Source organism: Kitasatospora sp. NPDC002551 (genome assembly GCF_040296005.1).
Lineage (GTDB): Bacteria > Actinomycetota > Actinomycetes > Streptomycetales > Streptomycetaceae > Kitasatospora.
On sequence record NZ_JBEOWI010000024.1, the window covers coordinates 80,620 to 101,300 of the forward strand.

At 74.5% G+C, this 20,681-nt stretch carries 16 protein-coding genes and 3 tRNA genes; 11 read left to right on the forward strand and 8 right to left on the reverse strand.

Annotation, left to right across the window (positions count from 1 at the left end):
• Positions 1–328: 328 nt before the first annotated feature.
• The 5 genes from ABT093_RS21165 (at position 329) to ABT093_RS21185 (ending at position 7,188) form a co-directional block, all read left to right on the forward strand.
• A complete protein-coding gene (locus tag ABT093_RS21165) occupies positions 329–1,273 on the forward strand; it encodes a PAC2 family protein (protein WP_350566432.1) in 945 nt (314 codons plus the stop codon).
• Between the two features lie 161 nt (positions 1,274–1,434).
• Entirely contained in the window at positions 1,435–2,433 is a 999-nt protein-coding gene (locus tag ABT093_RS21170) for an SGNH/GDSL hydrolase family protein (protein WP_350566434.1), read from the forward strand.
• Positions 2,434–2,565: 132 nt separating this feature from the next.
• Positions 2,566–3,882 carry a deoxyguanosinetriphosphate triphosphohydrolase gene (locus ABT093_RS21175; RefSeq protein WP_350566436.1) on the forward strand — a complete coding sequence of 439 codons (1,317 nt, stop codon included), beginning with the start codon at positions 2,566–2,568 and terminating at the stop codon, positions 3,880–3,882.
• A gap of 79 nt (positions 3,883–3,961) precedes the next feature.
• The gene (gene dnaG / locus ABT093_RS21180) at positions 3,962–5,869 is read left to right on the forward strand and encodes a DNA primase (protein WP_350566438.1); all 1,908 of its coding nucleotides are present in this window, start codon (positions 3,962–3,964) and stop codon (positions 5,867–5,869) included.
• A 119-nt stretch (positions 5,870–5,988) separates the two neighbouring features.
• Positions 5,989–7,188 (forward strand): RNA polymerase sigma factor, encoded by a 1,200-nt coding sequence (locus tag ABT093_RS21185; RefSeq protein ID WP_350566440.1) that lies wholly within the window; start codon positions 5,989–5,991, stop codon positions 7,186–7,188.
• On the opposite strand, the gene ABT093_RS21190 is transcribed toward ABT093_RS21185, so the two are convergent.
• From ABT093_RS21190 to ABT093_RS21205, 4 genes are all read right to left on the reverse strand, one after another.
• Entirely contained in the window at positions 7,185–8,336 is a 1,152-nt protein-coding gene (locus ABT093_RS21190) for a helix-turn-helix domain-containing protein (protein ID WP_350566441.1), read from the reverse strand. The two genes, ABT093_RS21185 and ABT093_RS21190, sit on opposite strands and share 4 nt — an antisense overlap.
• 448 nt (positions 8,337–8,784) lie before the next feature.
• Entirely contained in the window at positions 8,785–10,191 is a 1,407-nt protein-coding gene (gad, locus tag ABT093_RS21195; protein ID WP_350566443.1) for a glutamate decarboxylase, read from the reverse strand.
• Between the two features lie 163 nt (positions 10,192–10,354).
• Positions 10,355–11,788, reverse strand: coding sequence for an FGGY family carbohydrate kinase (locus ABT093_RS21200; RefSeq protein ID WP_350566445.1), 1,434 nt, complete (start codon positions 11,786–11,788; stop codon positions 10,355–10,357).
• Between the two features lie 175 nt (positions 11,789–11,963).
• Complete coding sequence (locus ABT093_RS21205; protein ID WP_350566447.1) at positions 11,964–12,257, reverse strand: hypothetical protein; 294 nt, start codon at positions 12,255–12,257, stop codon at positions 11,964–11,966.
• Between the two features lie 247 nt (positions 12,258–12,504).
• Between ABT093_RS21205 and ABT093_RS21210 the strand changes: the two genes are divergently transcribed.
• Together ABT093_RS21210 and ABT093_RS21215 are read left to right on the forward strand one after the other, a co-directional pair.
• Positions 12,505–12,577, forward strand: a tRNA-Asn gene (locus ABT093_RS21210).
• Between the two features lie 60 nt (positions 12,578–12,637).
• A tRNA-Asn gene (locus tag ABT093_RS21215) sits at positions 12,638–12,710 on the forward strand.
• Positions 12,711–12,830: 120 nt separating this feature from the next.
• On the opposite strand, the gene ABT093_RS21220 is transcribed toward ABT093_RS21215, so the two are convergent.
• On the reverse strand, positions 12,831–13,580 hold the full coding sequence (locus tag ABT093_RS21220) for a trypsin-like serine peptidase (protein ID WP_350566449.1): 750 nt from the start codon (positions 13,578–13,580) through the stop codon (positions 12,831–12,833).
• A gap of 254 nt (positions 13,581–13,834) precedes the next feature.
• Between ABT093_RS21220 and ABT093_RS21225 the strand changes: the two genes are divergently transcribed.
• Both ABT093_RS21225 and ABT093_RS21230 read left to right on the forward strand, forming a co-directional pair.
• Positions 13,835–13,908: transfer RNA gene (locus ABT093_RS21225), tRNA-Ile, on the forward strand.
• Positions 13,909–14,105: 197 nt separating this feature from the next.
• Positions 14,106–15,002: a pyridoxal-phosphate dependent enzyme gene (locus ABT093_RS21230; protein WP_350566451.1), complete on the forward strand. Its 897-nt coding sequence runs from the start codon at positions 14,106–14,108 to the stop codon at positions 15,000–15,002.
• Between the two features lie 25 nt (positions 15,003–15,027).
• Here the strand turns inward: ABT093_RS21230 and ABT093_RS21235 are convergent, their stop codons facing one another.
• Both ABT093_RS21235 and ABT093_RS21240 read right to left on the reverse strand, forming a co-directional pair.
• A complete protein-coding gene (locus ABT093_RS21235) occupies positions 15,028–16,548 on the reverse strand; it encodes an LCP family protein (RefSeq protein WP_350566452.1) in 1,521 nt (506 codons plus the stop codon).
• Positions 16,549–16,697: 149 nt separating this feature from the next.
• Positions 16,698–17,162 (reverse strand): MarR family winged helix-turn-helix transcriptional regulator, encoded by a 465-nt coding sequence (locus ABT093_RS21240; RefSeq protein ID WP_350566454.1) that lies wholly within the window; start codon positions 17,160–17,162, stop codon positions 16,698–16,700.
• 90 nt (positions 17,163–17,252) lie between these two features.
• On the opposite strand from ABT093_RS21240, the gene ABT093_RS21245 reads away from it, so the two are divergent.
• Together ABT093_RS21245 and ABT093_RS21250 are read left to right on the forward strand one after the other, a co-directional pair.
• A complete protein-coding gene (locus ABT093_RS21245; protein ID WP_350566456.1) occupies positions 17,253–18,296 on the forward strand; it encodes an NADP-dependent oxidoreductase in 1,044 nt (347 codons plus the stop codon).
• A gap of 363 nt (positions 18,297–18,659) precedes the next feature.
• Positions 18,660–19,154 carry a DUF3145 domain-containing protein gene (locus ABT093_RS21250; RefSeq protein WP_350566458.1) on the forward strand — a complete coding sequence of 165 codons (495 nt, stop codon included), beginning with the start codon at positions 18,660–18,662 and terminating at the stop codon, positions 19,152–19,154.
• A 128-nt stretch (positions 19,155–19,282) separates the two neighbouring features.
• On the opposite strand, the gene fabF is transcribed toward ABT093_RS21250, so the two are convergent.
• Positions 19,283–20,548, reverse strand: coding sequence for a beta-ketoacyl-ACP synthase II (fabF, locus tag ABT093_RS21255; RefSeq protein ID WP_350566460.1), 1,266 nt, complete (start codon positions 20,546–20,548; stop codon positions 19,283–19,285).
• Positions 20,549–20,681 lie beyond the last annotated feature (133 nt).

Sequence of the window (20,681 nt, forward strand, 5' to 3'; positions counted from 1 at the left end):
AGGCAGCGAGAGGACGATACCCGTCAGAAGGCGGTGCGTCACTTCGCGGCACACGAATGGCCCCCGGGACAGCGCCCGGACGGGTCGTCGCGCCCGTCCGCTCCCCGCTGACCTGGGCCTTTCGAGGCGGGTGCGATCATGGCCGGACCGGCCGGCCGGGGGCCCGCCGCGGGCGGTCCGGGCAAACGTCCCGGCCCGCCGGGAATTCCGGCGGCGCCCCGCACGCTGGACGAGGAGAGCCGGGCACGAGCCCTCCCGCGCGCGCCGACGCGCGGGGGAGCGGACGCGGCGAACCGCGACGAGGAGAGAAACGGGGTGTGGGTGAGCGGTGCGTGATCCCCAGGCGCTGTACGAGCTGGACGAACAGGGTGTGGCCGCCGTGGCCGCGGCGAGGGCCGCGCTGGCGGACACCGGTGCCGGCCTGGTGCTGCTCCACCACTTCGAGGGCTTCATGGACGCCGGCGAGGCGGGCGCCCAGGTGGTCGCCCACCTGCTGGAGACCGGGGCGCCGCAGGTGGTCGCCCGCTTCGACCACGACCGCCTGGTGGACTACCGGGCCCGCCGCCCCGCGATGCTCTTCGACCGCGAGCACTGGTCGTCCTACGAGCCGCCGGAGATCCTGCTCCAGCTGGTCCACGACACGGCCGGTTCGCCGTTCCTGCTGCTCACCGGCCCGGAGCCGGACGTCGAGTGGGAGCGCTTCGTCGCCGCCGTGCGCCAGCTGGTCGAGCGCTTCGACGTCCGGCTGAGCCTGGACTTCCACGGCATCCCGATGGGCGTGCCGCACACCCGGCCGGTCGGCCTGACGCCGCACGGCAACCGGCTGGACCTCGCGGCCGGCTACCCGCAGTGGTTCGAGCAGGCCCAGGTGCCGGGCAGCGCCCAGGCGCTGCTGGAGTACCGGCTGGCTGAGGCGGGGCACGACGTGCTGGGCTTCGCCGCGCACGTGCCGCACTACGTGGCGCGTTCGGCGTACCCGGCGGCCGCGGTGCAGATCCTGGAAGCGGTGCAGTCCGCGACCGGGCTGGTGCTGCCCGGCACCCTGCTGCGCGAGCGGGTCGACGTGGTGTACGCCGACATCGAGGAGCAGCTGGCGCAGGGCGACGGCGAGTTGCGCTCGGCGATCCGCGGCATGGAGGGCCAGTACGACGCGGTGGCCGGTGCCGAGGGCCGGGAGAGCCTGCTGGCCGAGCCGACGGACCTGCCGTCGGCGGACGAGCTGGGCCGGCGCTTCGAGCAGTTCCTGGCCGAGCACGAGCGCGGTCCGGAGTAGCCCCGGATCGGGGAGCGGACCGGGCCCGGAGGAACCGCGCCGGCGCCGGAAAGTCACCGCCCCGGGCGGGAGCGATCGGGCGCGCCCGTCCGTTGGGCCCTGCGGTGCCCGGGGGACGGGCCGTCGTAGGAAGATCACCGGCTCCTACCCGGGGGGATCCCGTGCCGCTTTCCGTACGCCCGACCACCGCGCTCACCGGCGCGGTGGGCGCGGGCCTCGCCGCCCTGCTGGTCGCCGGCTGCTCCGGTTCGACCGGCTCCGCGACCGTCGCCGCCGCCGCGGACGGCTCCGCGCCCGCGCGGGCCGCCGCCGCGGCCACCCCGACGCCCACGCCCACCGGCCCGTACGTGGCGCTCGGCGACTCCTACACGGCCGGCCTGAAGATCAGCCCGCAGGCGGGCGAGCCGAAGGGCTGCTCCCGGTCGGCGGTCAACTACCCGTCCCTGGTGGCCCAGGCGCTCGGCCTGACCGGGGAGCGGTTCCGGGACGTCAGCTGCAGCGGTGCCCGCACCGGCGACCTGAGCGGTGCCCAGAACACCGACGGCGGCAGCAACCCGCCGCAACTGGACGCGCTCACCACGGCCACCCGTCTGGTGACCGTCGGCATCGGCGGCAACGACGCCGGCTTCATGGACGTCGTCGGCCAGTGCGCCAGGGAGAACCTGGTGGACGCGTTCAAGGGCCTGGTCGGCTCGGAGCGCGCCGCCGCGCCCTGCCGCGACTCCTACGGCACCGCGGACGGCGGCGACCAGGTGCAGCGCAAGGTGGACAGCGCGGGCGAGCGGCTCGGCCGGCAGCTGGAGGAGATCAAGCGCCGCTCCCCGCAGGCCCGGGTGTACGTGGTCGGCTACCCGTCGCTGCTGCCCGCCGATCCGGCGAGCTGCCTCCCGGTGCTGGGCTCGACCGTGGCCGGCGGGGACCTGGGCTTCCTGGTGGAGAAGGAACAGCAGCTCAACGCCATGCTCAAGAAGCGCGCGGAGGCGGCCGGGGCGGTCTTCGTGGACCTCGCGGCGCCGTCGGCCGGCCACGACATGTGCGCGGGGGAGGGCGCCCGGTGGGTGGAGCCGCCGTTCCCGGCGCCCGGCCTGGCCGCGATCCACCCGAACGCCAAGGGCCAGGAGGGCGCCGCCGCGGCCGTCCTCAAGGCGGTCCGCGGCTGACCGGCGCGGGCCCCTCCGGGCGCCGGCGGACGGGGGTCCGACGACGGACCCTCAGGGTTCACGCCCCGGCCCGCGCGCCGTCGCGCGCGGCACACTTCCGGTGTCACCGCCGCGGCGTACCGTGAGGGTCATATGGACGACACCGCGCACCGCCTCACCGCCGCCCCGACCTTGAACCCGTACGATCGCGCCGCCGAGGCCCGCTGGGTTCCCGAACCGGACAAGCGCCCCGGCCGCACGGCGTTCCAGCGCGACCGCGCCCGCGTGCTCCACTCCGCCGCCCTGCGCCGGCTCGCCGGCACCACCCAGGTGGTCGCCCCGATGCGCAGCGACTTCCCCCGCACCCGGCTGACCCACTCGCTGGAGTGCGCCCAGGTCGGCCGCGAGCTGGGCGCCGCCCTCGGCTGCGACCCGGACCTCGTGGAGACCGCCTGCCTGGCCCACGACATCGGCCACCCGCCGTTCGGCCACACCGGTGAGGAGGCGCTCGACCAGGCCGCCGAGGCCTGCGGCGGCTTCGAGGGCAACGCGCAGTCGCTGCGCATCCTGACCCGTCTGGAGCCCAAGCGCTTCGCCCCGCAGGACGAGGCGCCCGCCCGGCTGGCCCCCTGGCCGGGCCGCAGCGTGGGTCTCAACCTGACCCGTGCCGCCCTGGACGCCGCCACCAAGTACCCGTGGCCGCACGGCGCCCACCCCGCCGACCCGGCCTCCCCCAAGTACGGCGTCTACGCCGACGACCTGCCGGTCTTCCGCTGGCTGCGGACCGGCTCCCCGGCCGGGCGCAGGTGCTTCGAGGCCACCGTCATGGACTGGTCCGACGACGTCGCCTACTCGACCCACGACGTCGAGGACGGCCTCCAGGCCGGCCACATCGACCCGGCCGCGCTGCGCGCCCCGGGCGAGCGCGAGGAACTGTTCGAGGTCGCCGGGCGCTACGCCCGGGACGCCGGGCCCGAGGAGCTGTCGGCCGCCCTGGACCGGCTGCTGGCCCAGGAGTGGTGGCCGGATTCCTACGACGGCACCGCCCGCGCCCGCGCCGGGCTCAAGGACCTCACCAGCCAGCTGATCGGCCGGTTCTGCCTGGCCGCCGAGCAGGCCACCCGGGCCCGCTACGGCCCCGGCCGGCTCACCCGCTACGCGGCCGAGCTGGTGGTGCCGCGCGAGGTCCGGCTGGAGTGCGCGGTGCTCAAGGCGGTCGCCGTCCGGTACGTGATGCAGCGCGACGAGCAGGCCCAGCTGCGGGCCCGGCAGCGGATCGTGATCGCCGAGCTGGCCGAGGTCCTCGCCCGGCGCGCCCCCGAGGTGCTCGACCCGGTCTTCGCCGCGATGTACCGGGAGGCGGAGGACGACCGGGCCGCCCTGCGCACGGTGGTCGACCAGATCGCCACCCTCACCGACGCCTCCGCCCTGGCCCTGCACGCCCGGCTGGTCGGTCCGGACCGGAGCTGACCGCACCGGGAGGTCCGGGGCCGGAACCGGGGCGCCTCGCCCCCGCCGTCCGGCCCGGCCGTCCCAGTAGACTTCCGGGGTGGCCGGGCGGATCAGGGACGAAGACGTACAGGCGGTGCGGAGCGCACTGCCGATCGACGCGGTGGTCGGCGACTACGTACAGCTGACCAACGGCGGCGGCGGCGAGTACAAGGGTGTCTGCCCCTTCCACGACGAGAAGTCCGCCTCCTTCTACGTCAACCCCTCCAAGGGCGTCTTCCACTGCTTCGGCTGCCAGGAGAACGGCGACACCATCGCCTTCCTGATGAAGATCGAGCACTTCACCTTCGCCGAGGCCGTCGAGCGGATGGCCGCCCAGGCGGGCATCACCCTGCGCTACGAGGAGGGCGGCTACAGCCCCCGCCACCAGCAGGGCGAGCGCACCCGGCTGGTCGAGGCGCACAAGGTGGCCGCCGCCTACTACCAGGAGCAGCTCGTCTCGCCCGAGGCCGAGATCGGCCGCCGCTTCCTGGCCGAGCGCGGCTTCGACGAGGAGGCCGCGAAGACCTTCGGCGTCGGCTACGCCCCGGCCGGCTGGGAGCACCTGGTCCGCTACCTGCGCGGCAAGGGCTTCACGGACAAGGAGATCCTGCTCGGCGGCCTCGCCTCGCAGGGCCAGCGCGGCGGCCTGATCGACCGCTTCCGGGGCCGGCTGGTCTGGCCGATCCGCGACATCGCCGGCGAGGTGATCGGCTTCGGCGCCCGGCGGCTGCGCGAGGACGACAACGGGCCGAAGTACCTCAACACCCCCGAGACGCCGATCTACAAGAAGTCGCACGTGCTCTACGGCATCGACCTGGCGAAGAAGGAGATCGCCAAGTCGGGCCGGGCGGTGGTGGTCGAGGGCTACACCGACGTGATGGCCTGCCACCTGGCCGGGGTCACCACCGCGGTGGCCACCTGCGGTACCGCCTTCGCCGAGGACCACATCAAGATCATCCGCCGGCTGCTGATGGACACCTCCCAGTACCGCGGCGAGACCGTCTTCACCTTCGACGGCGACGCCGCCGGTCAGAAGGCCGCGCTGCGCGCCTTCGAGGACGACCAGAAGTTCGCCGCCAAGACCTCCATCGCGGTCAGCCCCGGCGGCATGGACCCGTGCGAGCTGCGCCTGGCCAAGGGCGACGAGGCGGTCCGCGAGCTGATCGACAACCCCGTCCCGCTCTTCGAGTTCGCGCTCACCTCGGCCGTCGCCAAGCACCGGGTGGACACCCCGGAGGGCCGCTCGGCGGCGCTGGAGGAGGCGGCGCCGATCGTCGCCAAGATCAAGGACCGCTCGATCCAGCACGAGTACGCCGTCCGGCTGGCCGGCATGCTCGGCATCCTGGACGAGCCGTTCGTGGTCCGCCGGGTCGCCCAGCTGGCCCGCTGGGACCGCGAGCGCCAGCAGAACCCGCGCGGGGGCGACCGGCTGCGCCGCCCCGAGCCGGCGCAGCCGGTCCGCCCGGCCCGGCCCGCCTTCGTGGTCAACCCGCGCGACCCGGCGCAGTTCGTCGAGCGCGAGCTGCTCAAGCTGGCCCTGCAGCACCCGGACCTGGTCGCGCCGGCCTTCGACAACTACGGCGAGGACGAGTTCCCGACCCCGCCGTACACCGCCGTGCGCCGTGCGATCGGCCAGGCCGGCGGCGCCGCGTACGGGGCCACGCTGGCCGACTTCACCGCCGTGGTGCGCGAGGTCTGCCCGGACGACCGGGTGCGCTCGCTGGTCACCGAGCTGACCGTGGAGCCGGTGCGCTCGCGCCGCAAGGCGGACGCCGTCTACGCGGGCGAGTTCCTGGTCAAACTGCGGCTGCTGGCGGTCGACCGGCGGGTCGACGAGGTCCGCGCCCACCTCCAGCGGCTCGGCAACCGGGCCGCCCCGGAGGAGCTGCACGCGGTGCAGACCGAGCTGTGGCAGCTCCAGCAGTACGGGCAGTCGCTGCGCAGCGGGGGCGCCGCCGCCCTGTAGGGCCGCGTTCAGAAAGTCCGCGCACGAGTCTCGGCCACGGAGTGTGGCGTGCCGCACACTGGAGGGCGTCCCACCTCCGTTCAGCGCGGGTCCGCCAGAGTCGCGCCCGCCCCGAGGGGATGCCCGTGGACCGAGGCCTTGCCGCGACCGCCGCCCAGCCCACCACCGACCCGCCCGCCCCGCCCGCGCCGCCCGACGGTGCCCGGGCCGAGGACGCTCCGCCCGAGGACCACGGCCGGGCGGGAGCGCTCCCGGACGACGCCGCCGCCCGGGTGCCCGCCCAGGGCCTGCCACCCGGACATCCCGACGCCGAGGACGACGACGGCGCCGAGGAGGCGGGCGGTGCCTCCGGGGAGGACGGCGACACCGCCGACGCGCCCGCGGAACGGCCCGGCGCCGAACCCGGCGGCCCGGCGGCCGACCTGCTGCGCCAGTACCTGCGCGAGATCGGCCGGATCCGGCTGCTCACCGCCGCCGAGGAGGTCGAGCTGGCCCGCCGGATCGAGGCCGGCCTGTTCGCCGAGGAGCGGCTGGACCGCCAACCGCCGCCCACCGGCCGGCTGGCCGGCGAACTGGCCCTGCTCGCGGCGGCCGGCCGGCAGGCCAAGCGCCGGCTGATCGAGGCCAATCTGCGTCTGGTGGTCTCGGTCGCCAAACGCTACGTCGGCCGCGGGCTGACCCTGCTGGACCTGGTCCAGGAGGGCAACCTCGGACTGATCCGGGCCGTGGAGAAGTTCGACTACGCCCGCGGCTACAAGTTCTCCACCTACGCGACCTGGTGGATCCGCCAGGCGATGAGCCGCGCGCTGGCCGACCAGGCCCGCACGATCCGGGTGCCGGTGCACGTGGTCGAGCTGATCAACCGGGTGGTGCGGGTGCAGCGCGCGCTGCTCCAGGAGCGCGGCACCGAGCCGACCCCGGCCGAGATCGCGGCGGTCCTGGAACTCACCGGGGACCGGGTGCGCGAGCTGCTCCGGCTGGCCCAGGAGCCGATCTCGCTGCACACCCCGGTCGGCGAGGAGGACGACGTCGCGCTCGGCGACCTCATCGAGGACGCCGACGCCGCCTCACCCGCCGAGTCGGCCGCCTTCCTGCTGCTGCGTCAGCACCTGGAGGCGGTGCTGGACACCCTCGGGGAGCGCGAGCGCCAGGTGGTGCAGCTCCGCTACGGCCTGGACGACGGGCGGGCGCGCACGCTGGAGGAGATCGGGGTGCTCTTCGGCGTCACCCGGGAGCGGATCCGCCAGATCGAGTCGAAGACCCTGGTCAAGCTCCGCGACCATGCCTTCTCCGCCCAGCTCCGGGGCTACCTCGACTAGCTCGACCGGCCCGGCGAACTCGGCCGGCTCGCCGCGGACGGCTGACCGGACGGGGCCGCCGGGGCCGACGGGCTCGCCGGGGCGGGCTGGGCCGGGTCGGTGGTGGCCGGCGGCGGGGTGGCCGGGCCGGGCGGGATCGGGGTCGAGGCGACCGTCCGGGCCAGGTCCGAGGTCGAGGGCGTGCAGGAGGCGCCCTCGGGCTCCTTGCGCTGCCCGCAGACCTGGAAGGTGACCGCCGGGTCGGCCGCGTTCACCATCCACGAGTAGTTGTCGTACCCCCAGTGGATCAGCGCGGTCTCCGACTCGCCGGCGCTGGTGGTGATGGTCGCCCGGTCGCCGGGCTGGCCCTCGGTGATCGCGGCCCAGGCCGCCTGGCACTTCTGGCTGTACCGGAGGTAGACGACGACCTTGCCGACGTTGGTGGTCAGCAGGGTCCGGGCGTCCCCGCCGCAGCCGGTCACCTTGGGATCCTTGTGCGTACAGCCGAGCGCCTGGCAGGCCGGGACCGGCGGGGCGGGGTTGGCGGGCACGGCGGCCGGCGCGGACGCCGGGGAGGTGCCGCTCGCCGGGGCGGAGGGCGGCACGGTGGCGGCGGTGGGCGTGGTGTCGTCCCCGTCGGAGGAGACGAGCCGCGTGCCGACGAGCGCCACCAGCAGCGCCACCACCACCGAGGCGGCGACCAGGGCCACCGGGCGCCGCACCCGGCGCCCGGCGGGGGCGGCCGCCGAGGCCTCCGGCACGGCTCCTGTCTCCGCGCCGGTTTCCGCGTCCACCTCGGCCTCGGCACCGGCACCGGAGCCGGTCTCGGCACCGGCCTCGGCACCGGTCTCGGCCACGGCGTCCGCCGCGTCGCCGCCCGCCGGCTCCGCCTCGCCCGGCGCCGTCCCGGCGGCCGCGGTCTCGGCCCACAGCGCCCGCAGTGCCGGACCGTCGCACTCCACGGCCCCGATCAGCGCCTCCAGCGCCTGCTCGGTGACGACCCGCTTGCCGTTCAGCCAGCGCTCCCAGGAGGCCCGGCTGTAGTGGGTCCGGGCAGCCAGTTCGGAGAGCGAGAGCCCGGTCGTGTCCTTGACGGTGCGCAGTTCCTCCGTCAGGCGCTTGGCGGGCTCGGAGAGGTCGTCCGGCAGCTGCTTCCAGGCGGAACCCATGCGGTCTCTTCCAAACATGCGAGGCGGGCGGGGCGGCGGGGCTGGAACGGACGGCACCCGGCGGGGCGCCGCCCGGGGCCTTGGGGGGCGGCTTCGCGTCTCAAACCTGGCCGGCCCGGCGTCCCAAAACCCAGGTCCTGGCGCTGAGACGGACGGAAGTGTCTCACAACACCGGGAGAGGCTCGAACATTCATATGGCCGTAGGGCATCGTTCTTCCGGCCGGAGCGGTTCGCCGCCCCGGTCCTTCGTCCGGGGACCGTTCTCGACGGCCCGGCACCCGCCGTGCCCTGGCCCCCACCGGTGCGTGGCAGCCTCCACGGGGGGAGGCTGCCCCGGGCCGCAGGGACGCGCGGCGGGGAGGGCGCTCGTGCTGCGCCCTCCCCGCCGCGACCACCTCCGCGCCCGCGGGCGTCCGCCGGCGCGGACGGCCCCTCGGGCGGCGACGCGTCAGTGGTGGAAGCCCGTGCGGGCCGGCACCCCGAGCTCCTGGAGCGGGAACGGCTGGCGGCGCAGCTCCGGCAGCAGCCGTTCGAGGTCGCCCAGCAGCAGGTCCGCGAGGTCGCGGGTGAAGCCGTTGCGGCAGACCACCCGCAGCACCGCGAGGTCCTCCCGGTTCGCCGGGAAGGTGTACGCGGGCACCTGCCAGCCGCGCTCGCGCAGCCGCCGCGACACGTCGAAGACGTCGAACGGGACCTCGTCCGTCGTGGTGAGCGCGAACACCGGCAGCTGGTCGCCCCGGGTCAGCAGCCGGAAGCCGCCGAGGCGCTCGATCCCGTCGGCCAGGTACCCGGCGACCTCCCGGCAGGCGCCCTGGACGGCCCGGAAGCCCGCGCGGCCGAGCCGCAGGAAGACGTAGTACTGGGCGATCACCTCGGCGCCGGGGCGGGAGAAGTTCAGCGCGAAGGTCGGCATGTCGCCGCCCAGGTAGTTGACCTTGAACACCAGCTCCTCGGGCAGCGCCTCGGGGTCCCGCCACAGCGCCCAGCCGACGCCCGGGTAGACCAGCCCGTACTTGTGGCCGGAGGTGTTGATGGAGGCGACCCGGGGCAGCCGGAAGTCCCAGAGCAGGTCCTCGTCCAGGAACGGCGCGATCATGCCGCCGGAGGCGCCGTCCACGTGCACCGGGACGTCCAGGCCGGTGCGCCGCTGGAGGTCGTCGAGCGCGGCGCAGATCTCCGCGACCGGCTCGTAGGAGCCGTCGAAGGTGGAGCCGAGCACACCGACCACGCCGATGGTGTTCTCGTCGCACAGCTCCACCGCCTGCTCCGGGCCGAGGTGGAAGCGCTCGCCGTCCATCGGCGCGGTCCGGGCCTCGACCTCCCAGAAGGTGCAGAACTTCTCCCAGCAGACCTGCACGTTGACGCCCATCACCAGGTTGGGCCGGGCGCCGGCCGCGTACCGGTGGGCGTTGCGGCGCATCCAGCGCCGTTTGAGCGCGAGGCCGGCCAGCATGCAGGCCTCGCTGGAGCCGGTGGTGGAGCAGCCGACGGCGGAGTCCGGGTCGGGGGCGTTCCAGAGGTGGGCCAGGATCGACACGCAGCGCCGCTCCAGTTCGGCGGTCTGCGGGTACTCGTCCTTGTCGATCATGTTCTTGTCGAGGCACTCGGTCATCAGCCGGGTGGCCTGCACCTCCATCGAGGTGGTGACGAAGGTCGCCAGGTTGAGCCGCGCGTTGCCGTCCAGCAGCAGCTCGTCGTGGATCAGCTGGTACGTGGTGTCGGCCGGGACGGGGCCGTCGGCGAGCCGGTGCAGCGGTGGCGACAGCTCCATCGCGCCGAGCGGGTCGGCGGCGGTGCCGAGGAACGGGGTGACGGTGAGCCGGCGGTCGTCGCCGGCGCCCTTGTGCAGTGCCATGGGATCCTGCCGCCCTTCCGTCCGGTGGACGCGTCGCTTCCCACGCTGCCACCGGTCGCCGGGTGACGCATCTTCATCCGCCGGGCCGTCTCCGGGGGCCTCCGGGGCCTCCGGGGCCGCCGGGAACCGTCCCGGGGCCGTCCCCCGCGCCCTGACGCCCGTCTCAGCCGGCCGTCTCCGGGTGGATCTGCTCACGGGCGGCCCGGTACTGCGCGCGGACCGCCGACCCGACCGGCAGGTCGTGCTCGGCGTCCGGGACGACGGTGACGGCCTCCGGCAGGTCCCAGCGCGGCGGCTCGGGCGTCCCGGCCAGTGCCCAGGCGGCCTGCCGCGCCGCGCCGCGCGCCGCGTGCGCGCCGGGCGGCGGGACGACCACCGGGACGCCGAACAGCTGCGGCGCGACGTGCCGCACCGCCGCCAGCCGCCCGGCGGCGCCCAGCAGGAAGACCCGCTTCACCTCCACGCCGCGGGCGCGCAGCAGGTCCAGGGCGTCCGCGCTGTTGCAGAGCATGCCCTCGACGGCGGCCCGGGCCAGGTGCTGAGGGGCCATCGACTCGGCCCGCAGCCCGGTCAGCGTGCCGGCCGCGTGCGGCAGCGCGGGCGTCCGCTCGCCGTCCAGGTAGGGGAGCAGCACCAGGCCGTACGCGCCGGGGGAGGACTGCAGGGCGAGATCGCTGAGGCCCTCCAGGTCGCGGCCCAGCAGGGCGGCGGTGGAGCGCAGCACCTGGGCGGCGTTCAGGGTGGCGACCATCGGCAGGTGGCGGCCGGTGGCGTCGGCGAAGGAGGAGACCAGGCCGGTGGCGTCCACCACGGCCCGCTCGTGCACGGCGAAGATCGTCCCGGAGCTGCCGAGCGAGACCACCGCGTCGCCCGGGCCGAGGCCGAGGCCGAGCGCGGCGGCCATGTTGTCGCCGGTGCCGGCCGAGATGAGCAGGCCCTCGGGGGTGTGGCCGGCGGGTTCGGCGGGGCCGAGCACGTCGGGCAGCTTCAGTTCGTGGCCGAGCGCCAGCTCGACCAGGTCCTGCCGGTACTCGCCGGTGATCGGGGACCAGTAGCCGGTGCCGGAGGCGTCGCCCCGGTCGGTGGTGCGGCGCTTGGGGTGGCCGAGCAGCTGCCAGACCAGCCAGTCGTGGGGCAGCAGCACCTCGGCGATCCGCCGGGCGCTGGCCGGTTCGAACTCGGCGAGCCAGCGCAGCTTGGCGACGGTGTACGCGGGGCTGGGGACGGCGCCGATCGCCGCCGTCCAGGCCGCCGGGCCGCCCAGCTCGTCCAGCAGGGCGGCGGCGGCGCCGCTGGAGCGCGGGTCGTTCCACAGGATCGCCGGGCGCACCTGCACGCCGCCGGCGTCCAGGCCGATCAGGCCGTGCTGCTGCGCGCTGACGCCGATCGCCCGGACGCCCTCCAGCAGGCCGCCGGCCGCCGCGTCGCCGAGCGAGTGCAGCCACAGCTGCGGGTCGGTCTCGCCGGGGCGGGCGTCCGGGTCGTCGGACACGGGGTGGGGTGCCTTGCCGGAGCGCAGGACCGCGCCGGTTCCGGCGTCGCACGCGACGATCCGGGTGCTACCGGTCGAGCTGTCTATACCCGCGACGATGGCCATAGTCGAGATCATGCCTCAGCGGGCTCCCGGACGCGGTCCGGCCGGGCAAGTGTTGCCCGTTCGGTACCGCGCCCGGGAGCCCCCGTCCGGCCGGGCGTCACCGCCTGCTCACCCGCCCGTCACGGAGGGCTGCCGGCGGGGCCGGGACCGGCGCCGGACCGGTGCGGGACGGCGGTCAGGGCCGGTAGGTGCCCCAGCTGTCGTCCTCGGTCCTGGCCCGGGTGAAGTACGGCACCCGGTCGGTGACGGCGTTGGGCAGCCGGTCGCCGACCTTGCCGGCGACCGCGCCGGCGGCCTTCCCGGCGACGGCGCCGGCCTGCTGCCGGGCCTTGCCGGCCGCGCCCTGCACCGTGGGGTTCTGGGCGACCTGCCGGGTCATCCTGGCGATCTGCTCGTACCGCTGGCGCCCCGCCCGCGTTCCCAGGACGTAGCCCGTCGCGAGTCCGACACCGAACGACAGCTTCCACATGGTCGGATTCCACCCTCTCCTGGCGGCCATTGCCGCATTGCCCTACCCGTCTGCCGGGACGGTGAACCGTCGGTGCCCCCAGCATCCACGGACGGTGCCCCGGGCGCGCGGGGAACGCGCCGGGCGGGGGCGCCCGGTGGCGGCCGGGGAAAGCGATTGGCGGAGCACCCCCCCGAGTGCGCTAATGTATGTCCCGCAGCGAGCGCCGAGGAGCCCGGGAGACCGGGAGCCGGAGCGGGAAGCTCGATCCCCCATAGCTCAATTGGCAGAGCAGCCGACTGTTAATCGGCAGGTTATTGGTTCGAGTCCAATTGGGGGAGCTCGGGTGGCGGCCCCTGGGGCCGGTCGCCCGGACGTGGTACGGGAGTCGTGTACCGCGATCCCGCATAGCTCAATTGGCAGAGCAGCCGGCTGTTAACCGGCAGGTTTTTGGTTCGAGTCCAAATGCGGGAGCTGCGCCGGGTCCGCCCGGTGACTGCTCAGAGCGAAGGCCCCTCGGTAGACCGGGGGGCCTTCGTGTTGCCCCGGGGGGCCGTCCGGCCCGCGTGAGCCGCCTCACGCCGTTCGCGCCGCTCACGCCGAGGCCTGCTGGAAGAGGTCGGCGACCCGCTCGTCGAAGGTGATGCTGTACGAGGTGCCCGGCGTCTCGCCGCCCTCCTGGTAGCCGCCGATCACGCCGATCACCCGGCCGCTGGTGGTGAGCCAGGGGCTGCCGCTGGTGCCGTCGGTGTAGCCGGCGCAGTCGAAGCGCTCCTGGGTCGGGCTCTGCGAGGCGGTCACGCCCGAGCAGGTGATCGGTTCGTCGCCCTCGTTGGGGTAGCCGGTGACCGAGACCGCGAGGCCGAAGCCCTGGTCGGTGCCGAGCGGGTTGCCGCCGACCGCTTCCTCGACCTGCCGCCCGCCCACCGAGCCCACGGTGACGAACGCCACGTCGTACTCGGGGTCGGCGTCCAGGGACCAGCGCGGGTCGACGGTGATCGATTCCACCGGCCAACTCCCGTAGGGCGAGTACCCGTTGCGGTAGCCGGGGGTGAACACCAGGCCGTCCAGCAGCCCGATCCGGTGGTTCTCCACACAGTGCGCGGCGGTCACCAGCAGATTGCGCCGGGGGCTCTGCACCACGCTCGCCGTGCACGCCCGGGGCCCCTGCGGGCTGCGCACCGAGAGCGTGCCGACCCGGTCCCAGGCCGGGTTCTGCGGGGCCACCGCCGCCGTCCGCCCGTCGCCCCGGCCGTCCCCGCACGCGATCGCGGCGGCCAGCAGCAGGGCCGCCACCGTGACCGTCCTGGCGGCACGCGCGGTCCGGACCGGGCGGGAGGGCATCCGGGGCTCCGTCTCGTCCTCGGGGCGGGCGTGGCCGTCCCACGCGATCCGCCGTTCGGGACCAAGATCTACCAGTCGGACCCGCCCCGCGCCACCGTCGCCCGCCCGCCTGTCCCGCACCCGTCCGGCCCCCGCGCACCCGGCTGCGCCCCCGGCGCGCACCACGGGTGATCGACCGGCTATGCTGCCCGGGACGGCCTTCCGGGGCCGTCTGCTGCTGCCGCGACCGGCCCCGCCGTCGCGCGCTGCGAACCGGGGCGGTAGCTCAGCCGGTTAGAGCAGGGGACTCATAATCCCTTGGTCGTGGGTTCGAGTCCCACCCGCCCCACCCTCCGTACCCGCGCGATCGGCCCCCTGGCTGGGAAAACCCTAGGGGATCGGGCATGGTGCCACGCCGCGACGCGCCAGGATTAACCCGGACGATGAGACCCCCGTGAGGCCGTCCTGCCGACCCGTCAGGCCCGGGAGGGTGGGGGAGCGGGTGGGGCGGCTCCGTATTCTGGGTGGGTGCTCGAAGCTGCGTGTGTGCCGACTCCGCTGGTCGAGTGTGCCGACGAGGTGTTCGAGCGGGCCGGGGTGGGGTTGCGGCTGAAGCGGGACGATCTGGTGCATCCGCTGGTGCCGGGGAACAAGTGGCGCAAGCTGGGGCCCAACCTGGAGCTGGCGGTGCGGGAGGGGCACCGGCGGCTGGTGACCTTCGGCGGGGCGTACTCGACGCATCTGCGGGCGGTGGCGCTGGCGGCCGGGGCGCTGGGGCTGTCGAGCGTGGGGCTGGTGCGGGGCGAGGAGCTGGCGGGGGCGCCGCGGAACTGGTCGCTGCGGGCCGCCGAGGAGGCCGGGATGGAGCTGGTGTTCCTCTCCCGGGCCGAGTACCGGGAGGCCACCGGGCGGGCCGGTGCGGAGGGCCCCGGGGACGGGCAGGCGCAGCGGCGCTGGGGGCCGTGCCTGGTGCTGCCGGAGGGCGGGTCCAACGCGCTCGCGGCGCGCGGTGCGCAGGAGGTCGTGGCGGAGCTGGCCGGGCTCGGGGAGCGGGACGTGGTCTGCTGTCCGGTGGGCACCGGCGGCACGCTGGCCGGGATCGCGGCCGGGCTGCCGCCGGGGGCGCGGGCCCTGGGCGTGGCGGTGCTGCGCGGCGGGGAGGGCTACCTGGAGGGCGAGGTGACGCGGCTGCACCGGGAGGCGTACGGGCGGGAGTTCGGCGGCTGGCGGATCGACCACGGGCACCACGGCGGCGGCTACGGGCGGGTGCCGGCCGCCCTGGAGGAGTTCGCGGCCGCTTTCGAGGGGCGGCACGGCGTCGCCCTGGAGCGCCGCTACGTCGCGAAGACGCTGGCCGCCCTGTACGCCCTCACGGCGGCCGGCGCCTTTCCGCCCGGCACCCGGCTGACCGCCGTCGTCACCGGGCTGCCCGACCCGGTGTGAACCGGGCCGGGAGGCGCCGGCCGGCTCAGCCGATGAGGTCGGAGCAGGGGTCGGTGTCGGCGCTGCGGGCGTTCTCGGTGATCCCGCTGGGGATGCCGGTGGGCAGCGGGCCGGTGGCGGCGGCGGACGGGGCACCGGGGGTGCCCGGGGTGCCGGCGGCGGGGCCCGCGGCGGCGGGCCGGTAGTCGCGGCCGAGGGTGACCGTGACGCCCTCGGAGCCCGGCTCCTCGGTCAGCCGGGAGCCCGGGAAGAGCGTGGCGATCCGCTCGGCGACGGCCTTGAACGGCGGGTCGTAGGCGATCTCGGTGCTGAGCCGGCCGCCGGTGGTCTGGCCGAGCGCGACGTTCTGGAAGCCCTGGGCGCGGATCGCCGCGGAGCCGCGGCCGGCGAGCCCGTCGGTGCCGACGCCGTTGACCACGGTGACCGGGGTGGCGAGCTGTTCGGCGCTGAGCGGGGTGGCGGTCGGCGAGGGCTCGGACGCGGTGGGCGTGGCGCTCGCGCTCGCCGGATCGGGCAGCTCGCCGGTGGCCTGGCCGTCCAGGGTGCGGTCCTCGCGCAGCAGCCGCCACAGGGTGTCCACGTCGGGGTGGACCAGGTCGATCCGGCCGGACTGCACGGTGGAGAACCGCCAGGGGGCGGTGACGAAGGTGATGTCGGAGAGCTTGATCTGCTGCAGCGACTGGGCGAAGTCGACCAGCTTCATCGCGGTGCCCAGGCCCTCGTCGACGGTGAGCGAACGGGTCGCGGCGTCGGCCAGCGGGAGCAGGGTCGGCAGCGAGAAGCCCTGGGACTGGATCTTGCGGATCATCGAGGAGAGGAAGGCCTGCTGGCGCTTCATCCGGCCGATGTCGGAGTTGTCGCCGAAACCGTAGCGGGCGCGCAGGTAGTCCACGGCGGGCGGGCCGGATATCTTCTGCGGGCCCTTCTTGAGCTTGATGTTGTGCGAGTTGACGTCGTTGGGCACGCAGACGTCCACGCCGTTGATGGCCTCGGTCATCGCGGCGACGCCCTTGAAGTCGACCACGATGGTGTGGTCCATGCGCAGGCCGGTGAGGGCCTCCACGGTGTTCTGGGTGCAGGCCGGGTTGCCCTGCTCCGATTCGCCGATGGTGAAGGCCTCGTTGAACATCTGGTTGGTCCGCGGCTTGGTCCAGTCGCCGCTGGGCAGCCGGCAGGACGGGATGGTGACCAGGGTGTCGCGGGGGATGGAAACGCCGACGGCGTGCTTGCGGTCGGCGTAGACGTGCAGCAGGATCGCGGTGTCGGAGTGGCCGACGCCCTCGTCGCCGCCGCCGAGGTCGGCGTTGCCGTCGTTGCGGGTGTCCGAGCCGAGCAGCAGGACGTTGACCGGCACCGAGGCGCCCGGTGCGGTCGGCACGGGCGCGGGCGGGCGTTCGGTGGCGACGCCGCCGGCGTCGAAGGTGGTGATGTTGGTGTCGAGCCGGTGGTAGAACCAGGCCCCGGCTCCGGCCACGGACAGCACCAGGACGGCGGCGAGTCCTATGACGGTCCGTATGACACGCCGACGGCGCGAGCTGCTGCTCATCCTTCCCGTCCCCCCGTCTTCTGCTCTGTTTCCCCACCCGTCCCGCCTGGTCGCGGACAGGTGCCGGTCTTCGAACGTTAGACGTTTCGGGGGAGTGTTCGGTTACCTCCGATCGGCGGCCAATTCGCCGGCCGGCGCTGTGATGCTCCTCACGCGCCCGGTCCGGAGGCGCCGGTGAGCATCCGCCGCAGCAGGTCGCGCAGCTGGGTCCGCTCGTCCGGGCCGAGCGCGGCGAGCGGCTCGCGGGCGAAGTTCAGCGACTCGCGCAGCTCCTCGGAGGCGGTGCTGCCGGTGTCGGTGGCGGCGACCAGCTTGACCCGGCGGTCCTGCTGGTCGGGCCGGCGGGTGACGAAGCCGCGGGTCTCCAGCCGGTCGACGATGCCGGTGATGTTGGAGGGCTCGCAGCTGAGCGTCTGGGCGATCTGGCGCATGGGCATCGGGCCGCGCCGCAGCAGGGCGAGGACCTTGGCCTGCGCTCCGGTGAGCGAGCGGGCGGCGGCGGCCTCCTCGTACTCGCGGTGGAAGAGCGCGACCAGGTTGGCCATGAGGTCGACGACCTCGCGGGTGATCTCGTCGGCCGGTGGCGCGGTGTCCCGGGTCGGCTGGGCGTTCATGGTCACCACTCTACCTGAATATTTGACAACGTGAAATTTTCATGCACATTGTTACTTCACCTACTCAACCTTTCATGTGGGGAGATCACCATGACCGCCGAGCCGACCGCGCCGGAAGCGCCCGCCACCACCCGCGAGTGGCACCTCGCCGCCCGCCCCCAGGGCTGGCCGACCCCGGCCGACTTCGCCCTCGTCGAGGCGCCGGTGCGCACCCCGGGTCCGGGCGAGGTCCTGGTCCGCAACACCCACCTGTCGGTGGACCCCTACATGCGCGGCCGGATGAACGACGTGAAGTCCTACATCCCGCCGTTCGAGGTCGGGGCGGCGATGGACGGCGGCGCCGTCGGCCGCGTGGTCGCCTCGAACGCCGAGGGCTTCGCCCCGGGCGACGCCGTGCTGCACGGGCTCGGCTGGCGCGAGTACGCGACCCTGCCGGCGAAGCACGCGGTCAAGGTGCCGCGGATCGAGGGCGTGCCGCTCTCCGCCTACCTCGGCGTGCTCGGGATGCCCGGCCTGACCGCGTACGCGGGCCTGCTGGCGGTCGGCGGCCTCAAGGAGGGCGACCGGGTCTTCGTCTCCGGCGCGGCCGGCGCGGTCGGCTCGATCGTCGGCCAGATCGCCCGGCTGAAGGGCGCCTCGCTGGTGGTCGGTTCGGCCGGCTCGGCGCAGAAGGCGGCCCGGCTGACGGAGGAGTACGGCTTCGACGCCGCCTTCAACTACAAGGACGGCCCGGTCCGCGAGCAACTCGCCAAGGCCGCCCCGGAGGGCATCGACCTCTACTTCGACAACGTCGGCGGCGATCACCTGGAGGCCGCGATCGGCGCGCTGGGCGTGCACGGGCGCGCCGTGCTGTGCGGCGCCATCGCCCAGTACAACGACACCGAAGCGGCGCCCGGTCCGCGCAACCTGGCGCTGTCCGTGATCGGCAAGCGGCTGCGCCTGGAGGGGGTGCTGGTCGGCGACCACGACGCGCTGCGGCCGCAGTTCCTCGCCGAGGTGGGCGGCTGGCTGAAGGACGGGAAGCTGCGCTTCGAGGAGACCGTGGTGGACGGCTTCGAGAACACCCCGCAGGCCTTCCTGGACATGCTGCGCGGCGCCAACACCGGCAAGATGGTGGTCCGCCTGGACGGCTGACGCCGCGTCCGGGCCGCCCGCCCGCACCGCCTCGCACCGGCCCGCCCGGTGCGAGGCGGTTCGCGTACCCGGCAGAGGGAGTCCGGCCGCACTACCGCATTCCGGCCGGATCCGAAAGTGCGTCATCCGCGCCGAGGGGCGGCGCGGTACGGTGGTTTTGCCTGGCGATGGGGCCGTTCGGGGGAGAGATCCGACCGAGGGGTGGACCTCGTTGCGGATTCGACTAGCATTGAGCGAAAGCCTGTCCGTTTTGCTCAATTTAGTGGCTTAATGTCAGCTAACGTGGGTAACTGTGGATCAACTACGGGCACGAACGCGAGGCAGCTGGGGAAGGCGACCCTCGTCCACAGCCTGGAGGTCCCGGTGACGACACGTGGAGTCCTGTACATCCACTCCGCGCCCCGCGCGCTGTGCCCGCACGTCGAGTGGGCCGTCGCGGGGGTGCTCGGCGTGCGGGTGAGCCTGGACTGGATCCGCCAGCCGGCCGCGCCCGGGCACTGGCGTGCCGAGCTGTCCTGGCAGGGCGAGCCCGGTACGGCCTCGAAGCTCGCCTCCGCGCTGCGCGGCTGGCAGCTGATGCGGTACGAGGTCACCAGCGAGCCCTGCGCCGCCGCCGAGGGCGAGCGGTACAGCAGCACGCCCGGGCTCGGCATCTTCCACGCCGTCACTGGCATCCACGGGGACATCCTGATCCCCGAGGACCGGCTGCGGGCCGTCCTGCTGCGCGCCCGCAGCGAGGGGGCGGACCTGGAGGCGGAGATCGCCATGCTGCTCGGCAAGCCCTGGGACGACGAGCTGGAGCCCTTCCGCTACGCCGGGGAGGGCGCCCCGGTGCGCTGGCTGCACCAGGTGGTCTGATCACCAGGTGGTCCGATCACCAGGTGGTCCGATCACGGGGCTGGTCCGATCACCGGGACAACGGACGAGGACGGGGCCGGCGCTCACTCGGTGAGCGCCGGCCCCGTCCTGTCGGGTTCGAAGCGCGGTCAGCGGGTGCGGAAGGCCAGCACCACGTTGTGGCCGCCGAAGCCGAACGAGTTGTTCAGCGCGGCGATCCGGCCCTCGGGCAGCTTGCGGGCCTCGCCGCGGACGATGTCCGCCTCCACGTCCTCGTCCAGTTCGTCGACGTTGATGGTCGGCGGGGCGACGCGGTGGTACAGCGCCTGCACGGTGGCGACCGTCTCGATGCCGCCGGCGCCGCCGAGCAGGTGACCGGTCATCGACTTGGTGGCCGAGATGGCGATGTGGTCGAGGTCCTCGCCCAGCTCCTTGCGCAGCGCCTTCAGCTCGGCGGTGTCACCCTGCGGGGTCGAGGTGGCGTGCGCGTTGACGTGCACGATCTCGGACTTGTCCAGCTGGTTGCGCTCGAACAGGTCGGCCAGCGCGCGGGCCACGCCAGCGCCGGTCGGCTCGGGCTGGGCGATGTGGTGGGCGTCCGAGGACAGGCCCTGGCCGACCGCCTCGCAGTAGATCCGGGCCCCGCGGGCCTCGGCGTGCTCCACGGACTCCAGCACGACCACGCCGGCGCCCTCGCCCAGCACGAAGCCGTCCCGGGCCTTGTCGTACGGGCGGGAGGCGCGCTCGGGGTCGTCGTTGTTCTTGGACATCGCCATCATGTTGGCGAACGCGGCGATCGGCAGCGGGTGGACCGCCGCCTCGGTGCCGCCGGCCACCACGACGTCGGCACGGCCGCTGCGGATCATCTCGATCGCGTAGCCGATCGCCTCGGCGCCGGAGGCGCAGGCGGAGACGGGGGTGTGCACACCCGCGCGGGCGCCGACCTCCAGGCCGACGTTGGCCGCCGGAGAGTTGGGCATCAGCATCGGGACGGTGTGCGGGGAGACCTTGCGGGCGCCCTTCTCGCGCAGCACGTCGTACTGGTCGAGCAGGGTGGTGACGCCGCCGATGCCGGAGGCGATCACGGCGCCCAGCCGCTCCGGGGCGAGCTTGGACGACTCGTCGGTGGCCGGGGTCTCGTAGCCGGCGTCGGCCCAGGCCTCGCGGGCGGCGATGAGCGCGAACTGGGCCGAGCGGTCCAGCTTGCGGGCCAGCGGACGGGGCAGGATCTCACCCGGCTCGACGGCGGTGCGCGCGGCGATCCGCACGGGCAGCTCGGCGGCCCACTCCTCGGTCAGGGCAGCCACCCCGGAGCGCCCGGCGAGCAGGTTCTCCCAGGTGGTGGCGGCGTCGCCGCCCAGCGGCGTGAAGGCGCCGATACCCGTGACGACCACGGTACGGTTCTCAACAGTCACTGGATCTTCTTCTCTCACGTTGTGCGGGGGTCGGCGGCGGCCGAGGGTGAGCCCGGCCGGGCGCCCGGTGGGCGTCCCGGCCGGCGGGTCGGCCGACCCGGGAGGAGCCGGCCGATGTCAGGCGTCGAACGAG

What these genes read in the sequence shown, in the direction of transcription:
- ABT093_RS21175 (WP_350566436.1), top strand. Translation starts at nt 2,566, where the DNA reads ATGGACGACACCGCGCACCGCCTCACCGCCGCCCCGACCTTGAACCCG.
- ABT093_RS21185 (WP_350566440.1), top strand. Translation starts at nt 5,989, where the DNA reads ATGCCCGTGGACCGAGGCCTTGCCGCGACCGCCGCCCAGCCCACCACC.
- ABT093_RS21190 (WP_350566441.1), bottom strand. Translation starts at nt 8,336, where the DNA reads ATGGGTTCCGCCTGGAAGCAGCTGCCGGACGACCTCTCCGAGCCCGCC.
- gad (WP_350566443.1), bottom strand. Translation starts at nt 10,191, where the DNA reads ATGGCACTGCACAAGGGCGCCGGCGACGACCGCCGGCTCACCGTCACC.
- ABT093_RS21200 (WP_350566445.1), bottom strand. Translation starts at nt 11,788, where the DNA reads ATGGCCATCGTCGCGGGTATAGACAGCTCGACCGGTAGCACCCGGATC.
- ABT093_RS21205 (WP_350566447.1), bottom strand. Translation starts at nt 12,257, where the DNA reads ATGTGGAAGCTGTCGTTCGGTGTCGGACTCGCGACGGGCTACGTCCTG.
- ABT093_RS21220 (WP_350566449.1), bottom strand. Translation starts at nt 13,580, where the DNA reads ATGCCCTCCCGCCCGGTCCGGACCGCGCGTGCCGCCAGGACGGTCACG.
- ABT093_RS21235 (WP_350566452.1), bottom strand. Translation starts at nt 16,548, where the DNA reads ATGAGCAGCAGCTCGCGCCGTCGGCGTGTCATACGGACCGTCATAGGA.
- ABT093_RS21240 (WP_350566454.1), bottom strand. Translation starts at nt 17,162, where the DNA reads ATGAACGCCCAGCCGACCCGGGACACCGCGCCACCGGCCGACGAGATC.
- ABT093_RS21245 (WP_350566456.1), top strand. Translation starts at nt 17,253, where the DNA reads ATGACCGCCGAGCCGACCGCGCCGGAAGCGCCCGCCACCACCCGCGAG.